16 protein-coding genes are annotated in these 16,490 nt (G+C 72.4%); 4 read left to right on the forward strand and 12 right to left on the reverse strand.

All coding sequences use genetic code 11. The features are described from left to right. From FHS44_RS27305 to FHS44_RS27360, 12 genes are all read right to left on the reverse strand, one after another. Positions 1–681: a hypothetical protein gene (locus FHS44_RS27305; protein WP_184719669.1), complete on the reverse strand. Its 681-nt coding sequence runs from the start codon at positions 679–681 to the stop codon at positions 1–3. 3 nt (positions 682–684) lie between these two features. After that, positions 685–1,677 (reverse strand): ABC transporter substrate-binding protein, encoded by a 993-nt coding sequence (locus tag FHS44_RS27310; protein ID WP_184719672.1) that lies wholly within the window; start codon positions 1,675–1,677, stop codon positions 685–687. Continuing rightward, complete coding sequence (locus FHS44_RS27315) at positions 1,674–3,002, reverse strand: amidase (protein WP_184719674.1); 1,329 nt, start codon at positions 3,000–3,002, stop codon at positions 1,674–1,676. Before FHS44_RS27315 ends, FHS44_RS27310 begins: the two co-directional genes overlap by 4 nt. Then, entirely contained in the window at positions 2,999–4,642 is a 1,644-nt protein-coding gene (locus tag FHS44_RS27320) for an FAD-dependent oxidoreductase (RefSeq protein ID WP_184719676.1), read from the reverse strand. The genes FHS44_RS27315 and FHS44_RS27320 overlap by 4 nt, the downstream gene beginning before the upstream one ends. A 134-nt stretch (positions 4,643–4,776) precedes the next feature. Then, positions 4,777–5,601 carry an intradiol ring-cleavage dioxygenase gene (locus tag FHS44_RS27325; protein ID WP_184719678.1) on the reverse strand — a complete coding sequence of 275 codons (825 nt, stop codon included), beginning with the start codon at positions 5,599–5,601 and terminating at the stop codon, positions 4,777–4,779. Beyond that, on the reverse strand, positions 5,598–6,659 hold the full coding sequence (locus FHS44_RS27330; RefSeq protein ID WP_184719680.1) for a maleylacetate reductase: 1,062 nt from the start codon (positions 6,657–6,659) through the stop codon (positions 5,598–5,600). Before FHS44_RS27330 ends, FHS44_RS27325 begins: the two co-directional genes overlap by 4 nt. Further along, complete coding sequence (locus tag FHS44_RS27335) at positions 6,652–7,251, reverse strand: nuclear transport factor 2 family protein (protein WP_184719682.1); 600 nt, start codon at positions 7,249–7,251, stop codon at positions 6,652–6,654. Before FHS44_RS27335 ends, FHS44_RS27330 begins: the two co-directional genes overlap by 8 nt. 23 nt (positions 7,252–7,274) lie before the next feature. Then, on the reverse strand, positions 7,275–8,093 hold the full coding sequence (locus FHS44_RS27340) for a sugar phosphate isomerase/epimerase family protein (protein ID WP_246436139.1): 819 nt from the start codon (positions 8,091–8,093) through the stop codon (positions 7,275–7,277). A 142-nt stretch (positions 8,094–8,235) separates the two neighbouring features. Beyond that, positions 8,236–9,078 (reverse strand): alpha/beta fold hydrolase, encoded by an 843-nt coding sequence (locus tag FHS44_RS27345; RefSeq protein WP_184719686.1) that lies wholly within the window; start codon positions 9,076–9,078, stop codon positions 8,236–8,238. A 38-nt stretch (positions 9,079–9,116) separates the two neighbouring features. After that, positions 9,117–9,959: an IclR family transcriptional regulator domain-containing protein gene (locus FHS44_RS27350; protein ID WP_184719688.1), complete on the reverse strand. Its 843-nt coding sequence runs from the start codon at positions 9,957–9,959 to the stop codon at positions 9,117–9,119. Between the two features lie 122 nt (positions 9,960–10,081). Continuing rightward, a complete protein-coding gene (locus FHS44_RS27355) occupies positions 10,082–10,840 on the reverse strand; it encodes an alpha/beta fold hydrolase (protein WP_184719691.1) in 759 nt (252 codons plus the stop codon). Positions 10,841–10,986: 146 nt separating this feature from the next. Then, positions 10,987–11,571, reverse strand: coding sequence for a 1,2-dihydroxy-3-keto-5-methylthiopentene dioxygenase (locus FHS44_RS27360; protein WP_184719692.1), 585 nt, complete (start codon positions 11,569–11,571; stop codon positions 10,987–10,989). A 79-nt stretch (positions 11,572–11,650) separates the two neighbouring features. On the opposite strand from FHS44_RS27360, the gene FHS44_RS27365 reads away from it, so the two are divergent. Genes FHS44_RS27365 through mtnK form a run of 4 tightly spaced genes read left to right on the forward strand, consistent with a single transcriptional unit; the run spans position 11,651 to position 16,441 of the window. Further along, positions 11,651–12,748, forward strand: coding sequence for a substrate-binding domain-containing protein (locus FHS44_RS27365; protein WP_184719694.1), 1,098 nt, complete (start codon positions 11,651–11,653; stop codon positions 12,746–12,748). Continuing rightward, positions 12,745–14,250, forward strand: a complete 1,506-nt coding sequence (locus FHS44_RS27370) for a sugar ABC transporter ATP-binding protein (RefSeq protein WP_184719696.1) — start codon at positions 12,745–12,747, stop codon at positions 14,248–14,250. Before FHS44_RS27365 ends, FHS44_RS27370 begins: the two co-directional genes overlap by 4 nt. After that, positions 14,247–15,251: an ABC transporter permease gene (locus tag FHS44_RS27375; protein WP_184719699.1), complete on the forward strand. Its 1,005-nt coding sequence runs from the start codon at positions 14,247–14,249 to the stop codon at positions 15,249–15,251. Before FHS44_RS27370 ends, FHS44_RS27375 begins: the two co-directional genes overlap by 4 nt. Next, a complete protein-coding gene (mtnK, locus tag FHS44_RS27380) occupies positions 15,248–16,441 on the forward strand; it encodes an S-methyl-5-thioribose kinase (RefSeq protein WP_184719700.1) in 1,194 nt (397 codons plus the stop codon). Before FHS44_RS27375 ends, mtnK begins: the two co-directional genes overlap by 4 nt. Positions 16,442–16,490 lie beyond the last annotated feature (49 nt).

A 16,490-nucleotide genomic window follows, 5' to 3' on the forward strand; every position in this document is an offset into this window, starting at 1 on the left:
TCAGCGCAGCGGGGACCAGGAGGTCGGGCGGACGACCACGCCGGTGTTCGCCGTCTCCATGCGAGCGCTCTCGTCGTGCCAGGCGGCCAGCTCGGGGAAGTCCCCGGGGGCCGACCGGGTGCGGGTCAGCGTGGCGAAGTCGGGGAAGGCCCAGACCACGATCGCCTCGCTCCGGTTGCGGAAGGCCACCTCGTAGGCGCCGAGCACGCCGAAGCCGTACCGCTGCCGGTCGAGTTCCTCCTTCAGCGCGCCGACCCGGTCGAGATACTTGGGTGTTCCCCCCGGCCTGAGGCGGACCGTCTCGTGCAGCACGACCGGGGCGCGCAGGCCCCCGGTGACGATGTCGTCGAGCGTCGGGGTGTAGTCGGTGCCGACCAGGACGCGGTCGAAGCCGCCGGAGCGCTCGCCGTACCAGCGCTCAAGGGGTTCGTGGAACAGCTCGGGGTGGGTGTCGAAGTGCTCGGCGAAGCCGTCCCAGCCGCCGGGCATCTGCCAGAAGCCGATGATCTGCGGCCACTGGCCGGTCAGGAAGACCGGGACCCAGGCGGCGACGCAGCGCCCGCCCGCCGAACCCCTGGCGTTGCCCTCGGTGGTGACGACGTGGCCGAGTTCGTCGAGGTAGCGGGTGTGGGCGCCGGGTGACCTGACCGGGTCGAGGGTCTCGTGCAGGTAGAGGTGCACGGGTCAGCTCCCCGAGGTGTAGAGCAGGGGCGTGATGGCGGGGTCGTCGATGTTGTCCTTGGTGACGCCGACGTTGGGGACCAGGGTCGAGGGCTTGATGGAGGCCTTGTCCCCGGTCAGGTAGGCGTGGGCGAAGTCGACGGCGAGCGCGGCCTGGTTGCCCGGCTGGGAGACGGAGAGGAAGGAGATCTTCCCGGCCCTGAGCTGCTTGACCTCCTCGGGGGAGGCGTCGAACGCGGCGACCTGGATCTGCCCCGTCTTGCCGACTGCGGCGACGGCGGCGATGGCGCCCTCGCCGTTGACCTCGGTCGCGCCGAAGACGGCGTTGGTCTCGGGGTGGGCCAGCAGCAGGCCACGGACCGCCTGCTGGTTCGACGGGACCGTGGCGCCGCCGTACTGCTCCTTGAGGACCGTGATGCCGGGGAAGTTCGCCCGCATCGTGTCGTTGAAGCCCTTGACCCGGTCGTCGACGGTCGAGCTGCCGGGGGCGATGTTCAGCACGGCGACGGTCCCCTTGCCGCCGAGCTGTCTGCCGAAGTGCTCGGCGACGAGTTTGCCGCCCTGGTAGTTGTCGGTGGCGATCTGCGCGACCAGTCCCGTGGTGTCCTTGAGCGTCCCGCCGACGGTGATGACCGGGATCCCGGCGTCGATGTAGCGCTGCACGGCGGGCCGCAGCGAGACGTCGTCAACCGGCGAGACCAGCAGGAAGTCGGGGTGGGAGGCGAGTTCGGCGTTGAGGACGGTGTTCTGGGTCGTGGCGTCGTAGGCGGAGACCGGCACGTACTTGACCTGGTAGCCGTACTTCTTACCCTGCTCGGCGGCGCCCCGGTAGGCGGTGTCGAAGTAGGGGAAGGGCGAGACGCCGGGGACGTAGTCGATGACGACCGTGCGGGAGGTTTCCGCGGGAGAGGTCTTCGGGGCGGCGGAGGCGGAACAGGCCGTCGCCAGGGCGAGTGCCGCGGCGCAGGCGGCGAGGCCGATCCTTGAGGTGTTCATGGGTGGTGCTCCCTGGGTGGTGGGGGGTAAGGGCGGGAATGGACGGGCAGGGCGGCTCCCACGTCGAGCAGCCCGAGGTCGGCTCCCGAGGGCGCGACGAGCGTCATGCCGACGGGCAGGCCGTCCTGGAGACCGCAGGGCAGGCTGAGCGCGGGCACGCCCGCCAGGCAGAACGGGTAGGTGAAGGCCATCAGCGTCGAGGTCGTCTCCTCGGTGGCGGTGTCGATCCTGGGCGCGGTGATCGGCGTGGTCGGGCAGGCCAGCACGTCGGTGTCGGCGAAGGCGGCCTCGACCTCCCGCCGCCACTCCTCGCGGAAGCGCAGCGCTCGCGCGTAGCCCACGTCGTCGGCGCCGGGGACCCGGCGCCGTTCCACGCTGGCCGAGTAGACCGTGTCCTCGTCGCCCTCGTCGAGCAGGTCGGAGTAGACGGCGCCGACCTCGCGGGTGTAGATGACGCGCGCCCGCTCCCGCACGACCGGCGCGGCCGGTAGCTCGACGGGCACGGGTACGGCGCCCGCCTCGGCGAGCCTGGCGACGGCCTCGTCGAAGCGGGCGAGCACGCCGGGCTCGGCCTCGCGGAACCAGCCGGTCAGGACGCCGACCCGCAGCCCGGCGAGGTCGACTTCTGCGGGAGTCCTTCCGGCGGAGCCGTCGAGCACGCCGAAGACGAGCGCGACGTCCCGTGGCTCCCAGGCCATCACGCCGACGGTGTCGAAGGTGGGGCTGAGCGGCACGACGCCCCGGGTGCTGAGACGGCCGTGGGTGGGACGCATCCCGCACACGCCGGTCAGCGCGGCCGGGATCAGCGTCGAGCCCGCCGTGTCGGTGCCCAGCGCCGCGGCCACCATGTCGGCGGCCACCGCGACGGCGGAGCCCCCGCTCGACCCCCCGGCCGTCCGCTCCGGGTCCCACGGGTTGCGGGCGTCGCCGTGGTGCGGGTTCCTCGTCACGGCTGAGGAGGCCAGCTCGGGCAGGTTGGTCTTGCCGACGAGTACGGCTCCCGCCTCCTTCAGCAGGGTGACCACCTCGGCGTCCCGCCCGGCCACGGGCCGCGCGTCGAGGGGGAGGCCGAGGCTCGTGACGTGGCCCGCGACGTCGATGTTGTCCTTGACCGCGATGGGCAGCCCGGCCAGCGGACCCTCCGTTCCCGGTACGGCGTCGGCGAGGACCTGGGTGAAGGCGTGCAGGGCCGGGTCCTGGGAGGCGACGCGCTCCAGCGAGGCGAGCAACGGCTCGTCCGCGGGCAGGGCCCCGGACCGTACGGCCTCGGCCAGACCGGCGAGGCCCCCGTGGGCCAGGCGCAGACGGCGCAGCGGCGGGGTCACGCGGGGCTTCCGTTCAGGACCGGCGCCGTCACGTAGCCGAACCTGTGGCGCGGGGACAGGGCCTCGTAGCGGGGCCATTCCAGTTCGATCCCGACGACGCCGGTGAGCGTCGCCTGGAACTCGGCGAGCCGTACCTCGTCGGCCCGCACCTGGGAGGGCCGAAGCCCCCGCAGGACGCAGAAGGCCGCGAGCGAGCCCGCGGCCTCGCCGACCGTCCACTCGCCGGGGTGCACCCGGTAGGCGCCGCTGGTCAGGTGGGTGGCGCCGATGTTCTTCGCGGCGGGCAGCAGGTTCCCGACCCTGACCGGGATCAGGCTGCCCAGTGGGATCTGGAACGGCCAGGTGTCGATGTCCACGGTCGGGCGGCCCGAGGTCGAGGGGTGGACGTCGATCCGGTAGGCGGCGACGCCGACGCTGTCGGCGAAGCGCTCGGCCCCTTCGAGTCCCCTCCTGGCCTCGACGCCGATGTGCTGTTCGAGGAGGGTGAACTCGGCGGTGATACGACGGCTCTCCCTGACGTAGGGCATCTTGGCCAGCCCGTCCGGAGTCCCGGTCAGGTCGCCGCGCGGCCGCAGTTCCGGGTAGCCGGTTCCGCCGTCGTGCCTGGGGGCCTCGGTCTGCATCCAGTACAGGAACGACAGCGAGAGCTGCCGGGCGTCGGCGAGGGCGCGCAGCCTGGTCGGCTCGTCGACGCCGATGAGCGGCAGCCTGGAGTAGTCCATCATCGGCCAGGCGGCGACGGTCACGTCGGACCAGCCGCCGTCGAGGTGGCCGGAGTCGAGCACCCGCCTGGCGTGCCACAGGTCGTAGCGGACGCCGCCGGGGGACGGCTCGGTGACGAAGAGCGGCCTGGTGCGGGTCCTGTGGGTGACGTGGTCGCTGATCTCCCAGCTCAGCAGCGGCCCCGGCCACTCCGGGGGCTGGTAGGAGCGCCAGGCGTCGTAGTCCGCGGGCCGTTCGACGACGTTGTCGGTCCCCGGGTGCCAGCCGAGCACCATGGCCCAGGTGATCGCCTGCTGGTCGAACGGGTCGGCGGCCCCGGGCAGGGCGTGCGGCTCTCCGGTCTGCGCGACGCTCTCTGCGCCGAAGACGTGCTCCGCCCCGGCGAGGTCGATCACGTCGCCGAGGTCGGTGGCGTCGAGATAGAACCTCCCGGTCAGCTCCACGTCGTGGCCCTCGGCGTCGCGCACCAGCACGCCGCGGATCTCGTCCCGGTCGACGGGGACCTCGACGGCCCGGTAGCCGCGCAGCACGGTGACCAGCCCCCGGCTGATCCACGGCGCCAGCATCTCCTCAAGGACCAGGCGTGCGACGTGGGGTTCGTGGCTCAGCGGGCCGATGTTCCCCGAGCCCGGGTTGAGCAGGCGGGTTCCCCTGGCGGCCGGGTTCAGCGGGTAGTTGCGCCGGTAGAAGTCACGCACCCGGTCGCGGAAGTCCCGGTAGGTCCGGGTGCACCCGACCGACTCGATCCAGGGGTGCTCGTCCGGCGGGACGCACTGGCTGGAGACCTGGCCCCCGATCCAGTCGGACTCGCTGACCACGACGCCGCGCAGGCCGAGCCGCGCCGCGGCGAGGGCTGCGGCGACGCCGCCGAGGCCGCCGCCGATGACGACGAGGTCGAAGTGTGCCGGTCGAGACACGTCGGTTGCTCCCAAGGGTGTGGAGGGCCGTGCCCTCGTGTGTGCGCTATGCGCACCGTTGTGCGTATAGCGATCCTACTGTCGTGTTTTTTCGGGTCAAGGGGTGGTTGGTAACCGTTCGGCGGCGACGGCCCTCAGGGGGCGGGGCGCAGCCTGAAGTGCTCCTCCAGGTGGAGGAGACCGTCAGAACCCGGGGTGAACGTCCTGGCCAGGCTCTCCTTGACCCCGAAGACCGCGTCCGAGCCGATGTAGGTGTCCCGCGCGTCGAAGACGGCCGTGGTCAGCGTCCGGTATCCCTCGGCGGTGACCATCACGTGGATGTGCGCCGGTCGCCAGGGATGGCGTCCCGTCGCGCGCAGCAGCCTGCCCGCCGGGCCGTCGTCGGGGATGGGGTAGCTGACGGGCCGCAGGGTCGCGAAGCCGTACCTCCCCTGGGTGTCTGTCCTGAAGCGGCCCCTGAAGTTGTGCTCGGGCTGCTCGGCGTCCTGCACGTCGTAGTGGCCGTCGGGTCCGGCCTGCCACACGTCCACCACGGCCCCCGCGACCGGCTCGCCCCCGACGCCGGTGACGGTCCCGCTCACCAGCAGGGCCTCTCCTTCGGCGTCGTCCAGCACGATGGAGGCGCCGGGGTCGCGGAAGGGCGCGCCGGGGACGTGGAACGGTCCCAGGATGGTGGCCTCGGTCGCCTCGTCCCGTGCCGCGTTGGCCAGGTCGTCCACCAGGGTGGACAGCCCCAGCGTGTCGGACAGCAGCACGAACTCCTGCCGGTTCTCGTCGCACGTCTTCCCGGTCTCGGTGAGGAACCCGATGCCCGCGAGCCACTCCTCCTGCGTCAGCCCGACGTCGACCGCGAAGGCGTGCAGGTGCCGTACCAGCGAGGACATCACCTCGCGCAGGCGCGGGTCCGGCGTTCCTTCCAGCCGTTCCAGTACGGCGCGCGTCACCGGGAAGGCGGTCATGGGGTCACCTCGTTGCTTTCCTGGGAGGGCCTGGCGCCCGCGTACGCGGCGCGCAGGAGGTCACGCACCCCCGCGACGGGCCGCTCGGCGGCGACCAGGGCGGCGGCCTCGTCGAGGTCCCGTTCCCTCATGCCGACGGCGGCCAGACTGGTCGGGGCCCCGATGGAGACGGCCAGGTCCCACAGCCCGGCTGCGGCGTCCTCGGCGCCCAGCGCCCGCGCGAGCGGCGCGAGCGAGGGCCCGGCCGCCTCGCGGTTGTGGGCGGTGGCGTACGGCAGGACCGCGGAGTGGGTCGCCGCGTGCGGCAGGGCGTACCTGCCGCCGAGCACGTGACAGATCCTGTGGTGGATCCCCGTCGTGGTCGTGCCGAGCACCCATCCGGCCAGCCAGGCGCCGTAGAGCGCCTCGTCCCTGGCCGCCAGGTCGGCCGGGTCCCGCACGACGCCGGGCAGCGCCCGCGCCAGCGCCCCGGCCCCCTCGATCGCGGCCGTCACGGTCAGCGGGGAGACCCTGGGCGCGTAGACGGCCTCGACCAGGTGGGCCATGGCGTTCATGCCGCTGGCCGCCGACAGCGCCGGGGGAAGCCCGAGGGTCAGCACCGGGTCGTAGACGACGCAGACGGGCCGGACGCCGGGATCACGGCCCGTCCGCTTGCGGCCGTCCCCGGTGAGACCCCAGATCGGCGTCATCTCGCTGCCCGCGTAGGTCGTCGGCACGGCCAGGATCCTCAGCCGCGTCTCCAGCGCCACGGCCTTGGCCAGGCCGGTCGCCGAGCCGCCGCCGACGCAGACCAGCAGGTCGGCGCCGCTCTCGCGGGCCAGCCGTACGGCATCGGCGGCGAGGTGCTCGGGGACGTGTGTGGCGGTGCGACCGACCCTGGCCACGACCAGGCCGGGGAGCCGGGCGGCGACGGTTTCCGCGGTCGTACGGCTGTGCCGGTCGTTGACGAGCATGACCCGCTCGGCGCCGAGCGCGCGGACCTCGCCGGGCACGGCGTCGAGGGAGCCAGCGCCGAACACCACCCGGCCGCCCGGCTGGTCGAGGACGAAGTCACGCATCGAGGTCCCCGCCTGCGAGCCAGGCCCTGCCCTCGCCGTACAGCGCCTCGACCTCTGGGCCGGTGAGCTGCGGCATGTCCCGTTTCACCGGGTAGCCGAGGCCGGTCTGCAGGTAGGCCAGGTGCCGGTAGCCCTCGGGCAGCCCGGCGAGCCGTTCCCGGTCGAGGTGGAGCAGGGCGCCGGGGTCGACGGGGTCGATCCTGTCGCGCTCGTAGATCGGCTGGCGCAGCACCAGGCCCCAGCGCCCCTCGCGCCGCTCGACGAAGTCGAAGAACCGGCCCGTGCACACCACGTCGCAGAGCACCCCGTCGACCTCGGCGCGCTGCGAGATCGTCATCTTCGTCTGGGCGACGGCCCGCTCACCGGCGAGTTCGACGGAGGTCCCGCCGAGGAAGTGCAGGATGCGGACCCCTCGGTCCCACCCCTGCCTGCTGGCCTCGGCGAACTCGGCGTGGCCGCCCTGGAACCAGGTGGCCCGCATGACGCCTTCGGGGTGCCAGACCGTGGCGAAACGCTCCCAGTCGCCCGCGTCCCGCCACAGGGCCCAGTTCTCGACGAGTTCCCTGATGGCCTGCCGATCGGCGGCTGACATGACTGACTCCTTTGATGGTCGGGTTACTCCCACGGCCAACCGGCCTCGTCCAGGACGTGACAGGTGGCCTCGAAGACACGGCGGGCCGCGAGGTCCGGGGGAAGCGCCTCCAGGGCGTCCGACCAGATCTCGGCGGACATCCGGGCCCGCACCCCCCGGTCGCGCAGCGTCGCGAGCAGCCCGGCGAGCGGGATGGCCCCCTCGCCGGGGAGCAGCCGCCGGTGGCGCGCCTCCTCCCGCGCGTCGGCCTCGGGCTCGGGCAGGGCGTCGTTGAGCTGGACGGAGGCGATCCTGTCCGCGGGGATGCTGGCGAGCAGGCCGGTCGGGTCGCCCGACCTGTGGTGGTGCCAGCTGTCCAGCAGGACGGCGGCGTTCGGCTCCCCGCTGGCGGAGACGACCTCCCAGGCGTCCCGCAGCGCGGGCAGCTCGCTGAACGGCATGAACTCCAGGGCGACGGTCACCCCGTGCCCGGCGGCGCGGCGGCATAGCGCCGCGAACCGGGCGAGGGCCTCCTCCTCGGGGCGCGGGACGAACCGCACCGCGTTGAACTGGGGACACCCGAAGAGGTCGAGCACCCGGAACAGCAGCTCACCCTCCTCGTCGTTCGGGAGGGCGGCCGTCCAGTCCCACGGCGTCTCGACCTCCGCGACGCGCAGGCCGTACTCCTCGACCAGCCCGCGCATCTCCGCGTCGCCGAGCCCGTCGTGCCGCGCCCGCCGGTACTGGTCGAGGGACAGGCCGACGGAGTCGAACCCCGCGAGGGCCGCGGCCCGCACGCGCTCGGCGAACGTCGCCCCTCGCAGGGTCATCGCGCACAGGGTCAGGGGGCGTCCGGCCGGCATCTCACTCACTTCCGTCTTTTGTGCGCTCTGCGCGCAACTGTGCGCATAGTAACCATGATGGACGAGCGGGGGCAAGGAGGCTGGGCCGGGAAAAACGGAGGCCACCGCCCGGGAGAGGGCGGTGGCCAGGGGAAACGCGTCGTCAGGCGGCCAGGAAGTGCGTCAGGTGGCGAAGCACCCGTTGCGGCTGCTCCTCGGGCAGGAAGTGCTTGCAGTCCTCGATCGCGGCGCCCGTCACCCGCTCCGCGTAGTCCTCCCAGATCCTCAGCACCGGACTGCGGCCGAGCCCGCCCTGGGCGCCCCACAGCAGGAGCAGCGGCAGGCGGAGCCGGTTGCCCTCGCGGGCGTCGCGCTCGTCGGCCTCCAGGTCCTCCCGGAACCCGGCCCGGTAGTCCTCAAGCGAGGCATGTAGCGCGTCAGGATCGCTGAAGGCCGTGACGTACTCCGCCAGCGCCTCGGCGTCGATCGCCCCGGGCACGAAGGACTGGCGTTCGAAGAAGAACCTCAGGTAGGCCTCGACGTTGCCCGCGATGAGCAGTTCGGGCAGGTCGGGCTGGAGGTGGAAGAACCAGTGCCACATCACCGCGGCCGAGTCGCGGTCGAAGGAGTTCATGACCTCCCTGGACGGCAGGATGTCGAGCAGGGCGAGCCGTTCGACCTGGCCGGGGACGTCGAGCGCCCAGCGGTGCGCGACCCTGGCGCCCCGGTCGTGACCGACGACGGCCGCCGTCTCGAAGCCCAGCTTCTCGACGAGCCGGGACAGGTCGGCGGCCGTGCTCCGCTTGTCGTAGCCCGAGCCCGGCTTGCCGGAACGGCCGTAGCCGCGCAGGTCGGGGGCGACGACCGTGTGGTGCTCGCTGAGGGGCTCCATGAGGTGGCGCCAGCAGTGGCCGGTCTGCGGCCAGCCGTGCAGCAGGACGACGAGCCTGTCCCCGGAGCCGCAGCGCCGGTAGAACAGGGAGCCGGTGTGGTGGGTGGTGATCATCGGGAGAGGTCCTCTCGGACCCGCGCCCCGGCGACGAACTACCCGAGAAGTCCCATCTCCTGGCCGCGGAAGCCAGGGCGCAGGTCTGCTTCGATCTGGGCGACGGCCCGCTCGATGACGGGCAGGAAGTCGCGCATGGACTGTGCGGTGCCACGGCCGGAGAGCATCGACACGTTGATGGCGGCGACGACCCGGCCGGTCGAGTCGCGGACGGGCATGGCGAGCGAGCGCGTGCCCTCGTCGTACTCCTGGTCGACGATCGCCCAGCCCTGCGTCCTGACCTTGGTGATCAGGGAACGCAGCTTGGCGGGGTCGGTCACGGTGCGCCGGGTGTGGGCCTCAAGCCGTACCGAGGAGAGATAGGCGTCGAGCCGTTCCTCGGGCTGCCCGGCGAGCAGCACCCGCCCCATGGAGGTGGGGTAGGCGGGGAAGCGGCTGCCGACCATTATCGGCACGGACATCAGGCGCTTGGTCGGGACGCGGGCGACGAAGACCACCTCCTCGCCGTCGAGCACGCCGAGGGAGCAGCTCTCGTGGATCTCGGTGACGAGCTGTTCCATGTGCGGGAGCGCCACGTCGGGGAGGCTGAGGCTGGACAGGTAGGCGTAGCCGAGCTCCAGGATGCGTGGGCGCAGGGCGTAGAGACGGCCGTCGGTGACCATGTATCCCAGATCGACGAGCGTGAGCAGGAAGCGCCGGGTCGCGGCCCTGTCGAGCCCGGTGGCCTTGGAGACCTCGGTGGAGGTCATCTGGGGCCGGGTCTCGTCGAAGGCCTTGATGATCTTCAAGCCACGTTCGAGCGACTGGACGAAGTACGCCGGGCGCTCGCCGTTGCGCGGCTCCGGCTCGGTCCCGTCCGCGTCACGGCCGGTCCGCGTCATCGTCTCACCCTCCTGCTGCCCTGACGTTCCGCCCCGCTGGAAGTCCCCTGCTGGAGATCCGTGGCGGAGATCTCAGCATAGGGGGAGCGCGGGCCGGTTCCGTCTGGCCGGTGGGCACGCCCTCAGCCTCCGTTCCCTGCGGCCTCGGCCAGGATCGCCGCCAGTTCCCGGGGACGGCTCAGCATCGGCGAGTGGGAGCTGTCCAGGCTCAGCGTCCGCGTCGCCCGCCCGGCCATCCTGGCCTGCGCGACGGGGGAGAGCGCCTGGTCGTTCTCGCACACCACGTACGTCGAGGGGATCGTGTGCCAGGCGGCCTCGGTCACCGGGGAGCCGACGGTCATGAGGTGCTCGGGGGTCAGGGACGCCACGGCGGCACGCGCCAGGGCCGGGTCGCAGTCGCCGTAGAACATGTGCGTCGCGGCCTCCTCGGAGACCGTCAGGTAGTCGCCCTCGGCGACCGAGGTGAGGTGGGGCTCGGGCGGCACCGGGGCGGGCACGGCCGCGTCCACGCAGGACTCGCCCACCTCCAGCATGAACGCCGCCACGTAGACCAGCCGCCTGACCCTGCCGCCGAGCCCGTCGCCGAGCCCGTCGCCGAGCCCGTCGCCGGGCCCGGAGTCGAGACCGGAGACGGCCTGGGTGACGACCGCCCCGCCGTACGAGTGGCCGCACACCACGAGCGGCCCCGTCAGGTTCTCCAGTTCGGCGCGCAGGAAGGCGGAGTGCCCGGCCAGGTCGTGCCGTCCGGGAGCGCGCCCGACACCGGGCAGTTGTACGGCGAGCGTCCTGAGGCCCTCCTCCCCAAGGAAGGGGAGGAGGGGGTCCCAGGACCGGGCGCCGTGCCAGGCGCCGTGCACCAGGACGAGGGTCGGTCCTGTCATTTCGATCGTCCTCGCTCTTCAGGCTCGGGGTTGTGCCAGGAATGTTAACATGCCGCACACACGTGCGCTATGCGCACAAAAGGTGGCCCGGAGACGACAACGGCCCCCGTCCGCGTGGCGGTCGGGGGCCGGAGGGAGGGGAGGCGTCACGCCACGGGGCGGCCCGCGGTGATCGTGTCGAAGTCGGGGATCCGTTCGGCGATCGGGTTGCCGGTGAAGTCGCCGACCCAGCCGTCGTCGTCGTGGAAGAAACGGATCGCGGTGAAGGCCGGTTCCGTGCCCATGTCGAACCAGTGCGTGGTGTTCCTCGGCACGCTCAGCAGGTCGCCCGCCTCGCACAGCACCGCGTGGATCCTGCCCTCGGTGTGCAGGTAGAAGATGCCGGAGCCCTCGACGAAGAAGCGGACCTCGTCGTCGTCGTGGGTGTGCTCGGCGAGGAACTTCCGCCGCGCCCCCGCGGCCCGCTCCGGCCAGTCGGCACTGCCGTCGGGGTGCAGCTGGGCGACGTCGACGAAGGTGTATCCCTCCTCGGCGACGACCCTGTCCACCTCCTCGCGGTAGGCCTTGAGGATCTCGTCCTGCGAGGCCCCCGAGGGCAGGTCCTCGGCCACCCTCCAGTGGCGCAGCCGGACGTCGATGCCCTTGAGCTCGGTGGCGATCTCGTCGGGATCGACGGTCGCCAGCAGTCTCTCGGGAGCCTCGCCGTCGGTGTAGACGGTCAGGTATGTCATGACCTGGAGTATAAGCTAAAACCTAGTATCTATGTATGAAAAGTGGACAATTACCGCCAAGGGTGCATAGCATCCGGCTGTGATCCATGCAAGAGTCCTCGGAGCCACACTCGTGTTCAGTGCCCTCGCGCTCGCGGGCTGCTCCCAGACAACCCCCACCCCGACCGCCACGACAGCCGCGTCCTCCGCAGCCGCGCCTGTCCCGACGGCCTCCCCGACCGTGCCCGTTCCCCCGAAGTTCGCCCAGGGCGTCACCGTCGCGCTGGTACGCCAGCTCTCGTCCGGCGACTACTTCGAGCAGTGGCTCGCGGGCGCCCAGGCCGAGGCCAAGACGCTCAACGTCAAGCTGGAGCTGTCCAGCGGCGACGGCAACAACGACAAGCAGGCGCTCAACCTGGAACAGGCGGTGCAGCGCAGGGCCGACGCGATCATCGTCGACCACGGCTTCGCCGACACGGTCCAGCCCGCCATCAAGAAGGCCGTCGCCGCGGGCATCCCGCTGGTCGCCTTCGACGTCGATCCCGGCACCCCCGAGGCTGTCCAGCTCACCCAGGACGACCACAGGATCGCGAGTCAGGGCCTCGACCAGCTCAAGGCCGACCTCGGGGACGGCGGCGAGGTCGTCTACGTCTACGTCGCGGGCTTCGCGCCGCTCGACCGCCGTAACGAGACCTGGACCCGGTTCAAGAAGGACAACCCGGCCATCAAGCAGGTCGCCCAGATCGGCGTGGTCAACAGCTCGACGGCCTCCGCCGTCGCGGACCAGGCCAAGGCCGCGCTGCAGGCCAACCCCGGCGTGAAGGCGATCTTCGCCCCCTACAACGAGTTCGCCAAGGGCGCCGCGCTCGCCGTCAAGGAACTCGGCCTGCAGGACAAGGTCAGGATCTACGGCGCCGACATCTCCACCGCCGACATCGGCGTCATGACCGAGCCCCGCAGCCCGTGGGTGGCCACCTCGGCGACCGACCCGTCCAACGTCGGCAGGGTCGCCGTCCGCGCCGCCGCGCTGCTCGTCGCCGGGGAGAAGGTCGAGCACACCCTCACCGTGCCGCCCGCGCTCATCACCCAGAAACAGCTGCGCGACGGCGGCATCACCGGCATCGAACAGCTCGTCCAGGCCGTCCCCGGCCTGAACACCCCCGAGATCGCCAAGGTCCCCTGGGCGGCGTCGTCGTGACGGTGCTGTCCGTCTCCGAGGTGTCGAAGACGTACGGCGCGACCAGGGCACTGCGCGGGGTCAGCCTCGACCTCGCACCCGGGGAGGTCCTCGGGCTCATCGGCGCCAACGGCGCGGGCAAGTCCACCCTGATCAAGGTGCTGTCCGGCGCCACGAGGGCCTCCTCAGGGTCTGTCAGGCTCGCGGGACGGCCCTTCGAGCCCTCGGGTCCGCTCGACGCCCAGGCCGCCGGGGTGCAGACCGTCCACCAGAACATCGACGACGGCGTGGTGCCCGGCATGACCGTCGCGGAGAACCTCACCCTCGACGGGTTCGGCCGGGGCGGTTCGGGCTGGTTCGTCACCCGGGGGCGGATCCGTGAGCGGGCCAGGCCCGTCGCGGCCGACGCCGGGCTCCTCGCGGACCTTGACGCCCCCGTGGAGTCGCTGTCGCCGAGCGGGCGCCAGCGGGTCGTCATCGCCCGCGCGCTGTCACGCGCGCCCAAGGTGCTCATCCTCGACGAGCCGACCTCGACCCTGTCGGCGGCGGAGGCCGACGCCCTGCTGCCCAGGGTCCGCGAGCTCGCGGGCGACGGCGTGGCCGTGCTGTACGTCTCGCACCGCCTCTCCGAGATCGAGGCCCTGTGCGATCGCGTCGTGGTGCTGCGCGACGGCCGGGCCAGGCGGACGTTCACCGCCCCGGTCGACCGCCACGCCGTGGTGGCCGCCATGCTGGGCGACCTCGTGCCGGACACGTCCACGACAGGGAAGGCCGTGGACACCTCGGAGAGCGTGCTGACCGCGTCGGGCGTGACGGCCCGTCCCGGTGGCGCGCCGTTCGACCTGCGGGTACGGCCCGGCGAGATCCTCGGTGTCACCGGGCTCGTCGGCTCGGGCAAGACGGAGCTGCTCGAACAGTTCTTCGGCGCCAGGCCGCTGCTGTCCGGCACGCTCACCCTCGGCGGCGCGCCGTACCGGCCGAAGGATCCGGGGGCGGCGATCAAGGCGGGGGTCGCGCTGGTCGCGGAGGAGCGGGCGGCGCGGGCCGTGGTGCCCGGCTGGTCGCTGCGGGCCCACGTGAGCCTGCCCAGGCTCGGGGCGCACACCGTGGCCGGGGTGCTCTCGCGCCGCGCCGAGCGCTCCTCGGCGGAGGAGGTAGTACGGCTGCTCGCCGTGCGGACCTCCGGCGTCGAGGCCGCCATCGAGACGCTGTCGGGAGGCAACCAGCAGAAGGTCGTCGTCGGCAGGTGGCTGACCGGCTCACCCAGGCTGCTGCTGCTGGACGAGCCGTTCCGCGGGGTGGACGTGGGGGCGCGCGCCGACCTCGGCCGGGTCCTGCGCGGACGCGCCGACGGCCTCGCCGTACTCGTGGCCTCCTCCGACCCGGAAGAGGTGCTCGAACTGGCCGACCGGATCCTCGTGCTGCACGAGGGAAGCCTGGCGGGGGAGCTGCGCGCGGCCGACGCGACCGCGGAGCGGCTCACCGGCCTCATGGCGGGCACCCCCGCGCGGGAGCCGTCATGAGCGCCGCCGGAAGGGCCGGGGACGCGGCCAACCGGTACGGGCTGCTCGTCGTGCTCGCCGGACTGCTCCTGACCTTCTCCCTCGTCCGGCCCGCCTTCGCGACCTACGGCAACGCCCTGATCGTCCTGCAGTCGGTCGCGGTCGTCGGCGTCGTCGCCCTCGGCGTCACGGTCTCCATGACGACCGGGGGGTTCGACCTGTCGGCGGGGGCGTGTGTCGGGACCGTCGTGATGGTGACGGCGCTGGCGATGGTGCGGTACAACCTCACGGGCGCGAGCGCCGTCGTGGCGGGCCTGCTCGCCGGGCTGCTCGTGGCGGGGGTGAACGTGCTGCTCACCGTGGTCGCGCGGGTGCCCGACCTGGTGGCGACGCTCGGCACGATGTTCCTGTTCCAGGGGCTGGCGCTGATCGTCACCTCGGGCCAGTCGGTCGCGGCGGGCATGACCGTGGACGGCGCGCCCGCCCCGGGACGCTACACCGAGGGCTTCGCCTGGCTCGGCGGCGGCACGATCGCCTCGGTCCCGGTGCCGGTGGTGGTCTTCGCGCTGCTCGCCGTCGCCGTCCACGTCCTGCTCGGCCACACCCGCTGGGGCAGGGCGCTGTACGCGATCGGCGGCAACGCCGAGGCGGCCAGGCTCGCCGGGATCCGCGTGGCGCGCTACCGGGCGCTGGGCTACGTGATCTCCGGCCTGTGCGCCGCGCTCGGCGGCATCCTGCTCTCGGCGAGGCTCGGCCGGGGTGACGTGGGCGCGGGCGACCCCTACCTGCTGCAGTCGGTGGCCGCCGCCCTCATCGGGTTCGCGGTCCTGGGCACCAACCGGCCAAACGCGCTCGGCACCGTCGTCGGCGCCCTGTTCATCGGCGTGGTCATCAACGGGATGACCATGCTCAACGCGCCCTACTACGCGCAGACCTTCGTCCAGGGCGCGCTGCTCGTCGGCTCGCTCGTGATGAGTTTCGGACTCGCCCGTGGTGGGCGAGAGGGGAGGACCTCCCGGTGACCGCCTACGAACTGCTCTCGGTCGAGACGGTTCCCGCCTACGTCGAGTCCAGGCCCGCGCTGCGCGACCTGCTCGGCCCCGGCGCCGTGACCTCCGTGCGGGAGGTGAGCGACGGCAACCTCAACCTGGTGTTCGTCGTCGAGGGCGCCGATGGGAGCAGCAGCCGGGGGCTGGTGCTCAAGCAGGCGCTGCCGTACGTGCGGGTCGATCCGACCTGGCCTGTCACGGCCGAGCGCAACGGGTACGAGGCGGGGGCGCTGCGCGTGCACAACGCGGTCGCGCCCGGCCTGGTGCCCGAGATCTACGACGCCGACCCCGCGCGGCACGTCGTGGCGATCGAGGACCTGTCGGACCACCGGGTCTGGCGGGGCGCCCTCAACGAGGGGCTGCGGCACGAGGGCGTCGCCGCCGACCTCGGCCGCTACGTCGCGCGGGTCGGGTTCGGCACCTCGGTCTTCGGGCTCGGCGCCAGGGCGCACAAGGCGGCGGTCGCGGCCTCGGTCAACCCCGAGATGTGCGAGATCACCGAGGACCTCGTCTTCACCGAGCCCTACGTCACCCACGAGCACAACCGGATCAGACCGGCGAACGAGCGCGACGTGGCCGACTACGTGGGCGACCCCCGGGTGCGGGCCGCGATCGGCACGGCCAAGCTGACGTTCATGACGCACGCCGAGGCGCTCGTCCACGGGGACCTGCATACCGGTTCCGTGCTCGTGCGTGACGAGCCGCGCTCGACCCGTGCCTTCGATGTCGAGTTCGCCTTCTACGGCCCCCTCGGGTTCGACCTCGGCGCGCTGTGGGGCAACTACGTGCTGGCCGCCGCCCGCGCCCTCGCGTTCGGTGACGAGGCCCACGCCTCCTGGGTGCTCGGCCTGGCCCGGGAGACCTGGGAGGCGTTCGAGGAGGAGTTCACCCGGCTGTGGCCCGGGCGCGCGGACCCGCGGGTCGGGGAGCTTGAGCCGTACCTGGCCAAGGTGTACGGCGACGCGATCGCGGTGGCGGCGGCGAAGGCGGCGCGCCGGGTCATCGGCTACGCGGGTGTTTCCGACATCGACACGCTGCCCGAGGACCTGCGGGCGGGCGCGGTCCGCGGGGTGCTCGGCGCGGCCAGGCTGCTGCTGGTCGAGGGAGGCGGTCCCGGTGTCCTCGACCGGGTCGGTGGAGTTCTGGCGGGTAAAAACCTGTAAAATTGGTAGGAAAAATATGGTAAATTCTCCTTGATCGTTACAAGGAGGC

The sequence above is a fragment of the Streptosporangium saharense genome (assembly GCF_014203715.1).
GTDB classification, from domain to species: Bacteria; Actinomycetota; Actinomycetes; order Streptosporangiales; family Streptosporangiaceae; genus Streptosporangium; species Streptosporangium saharense.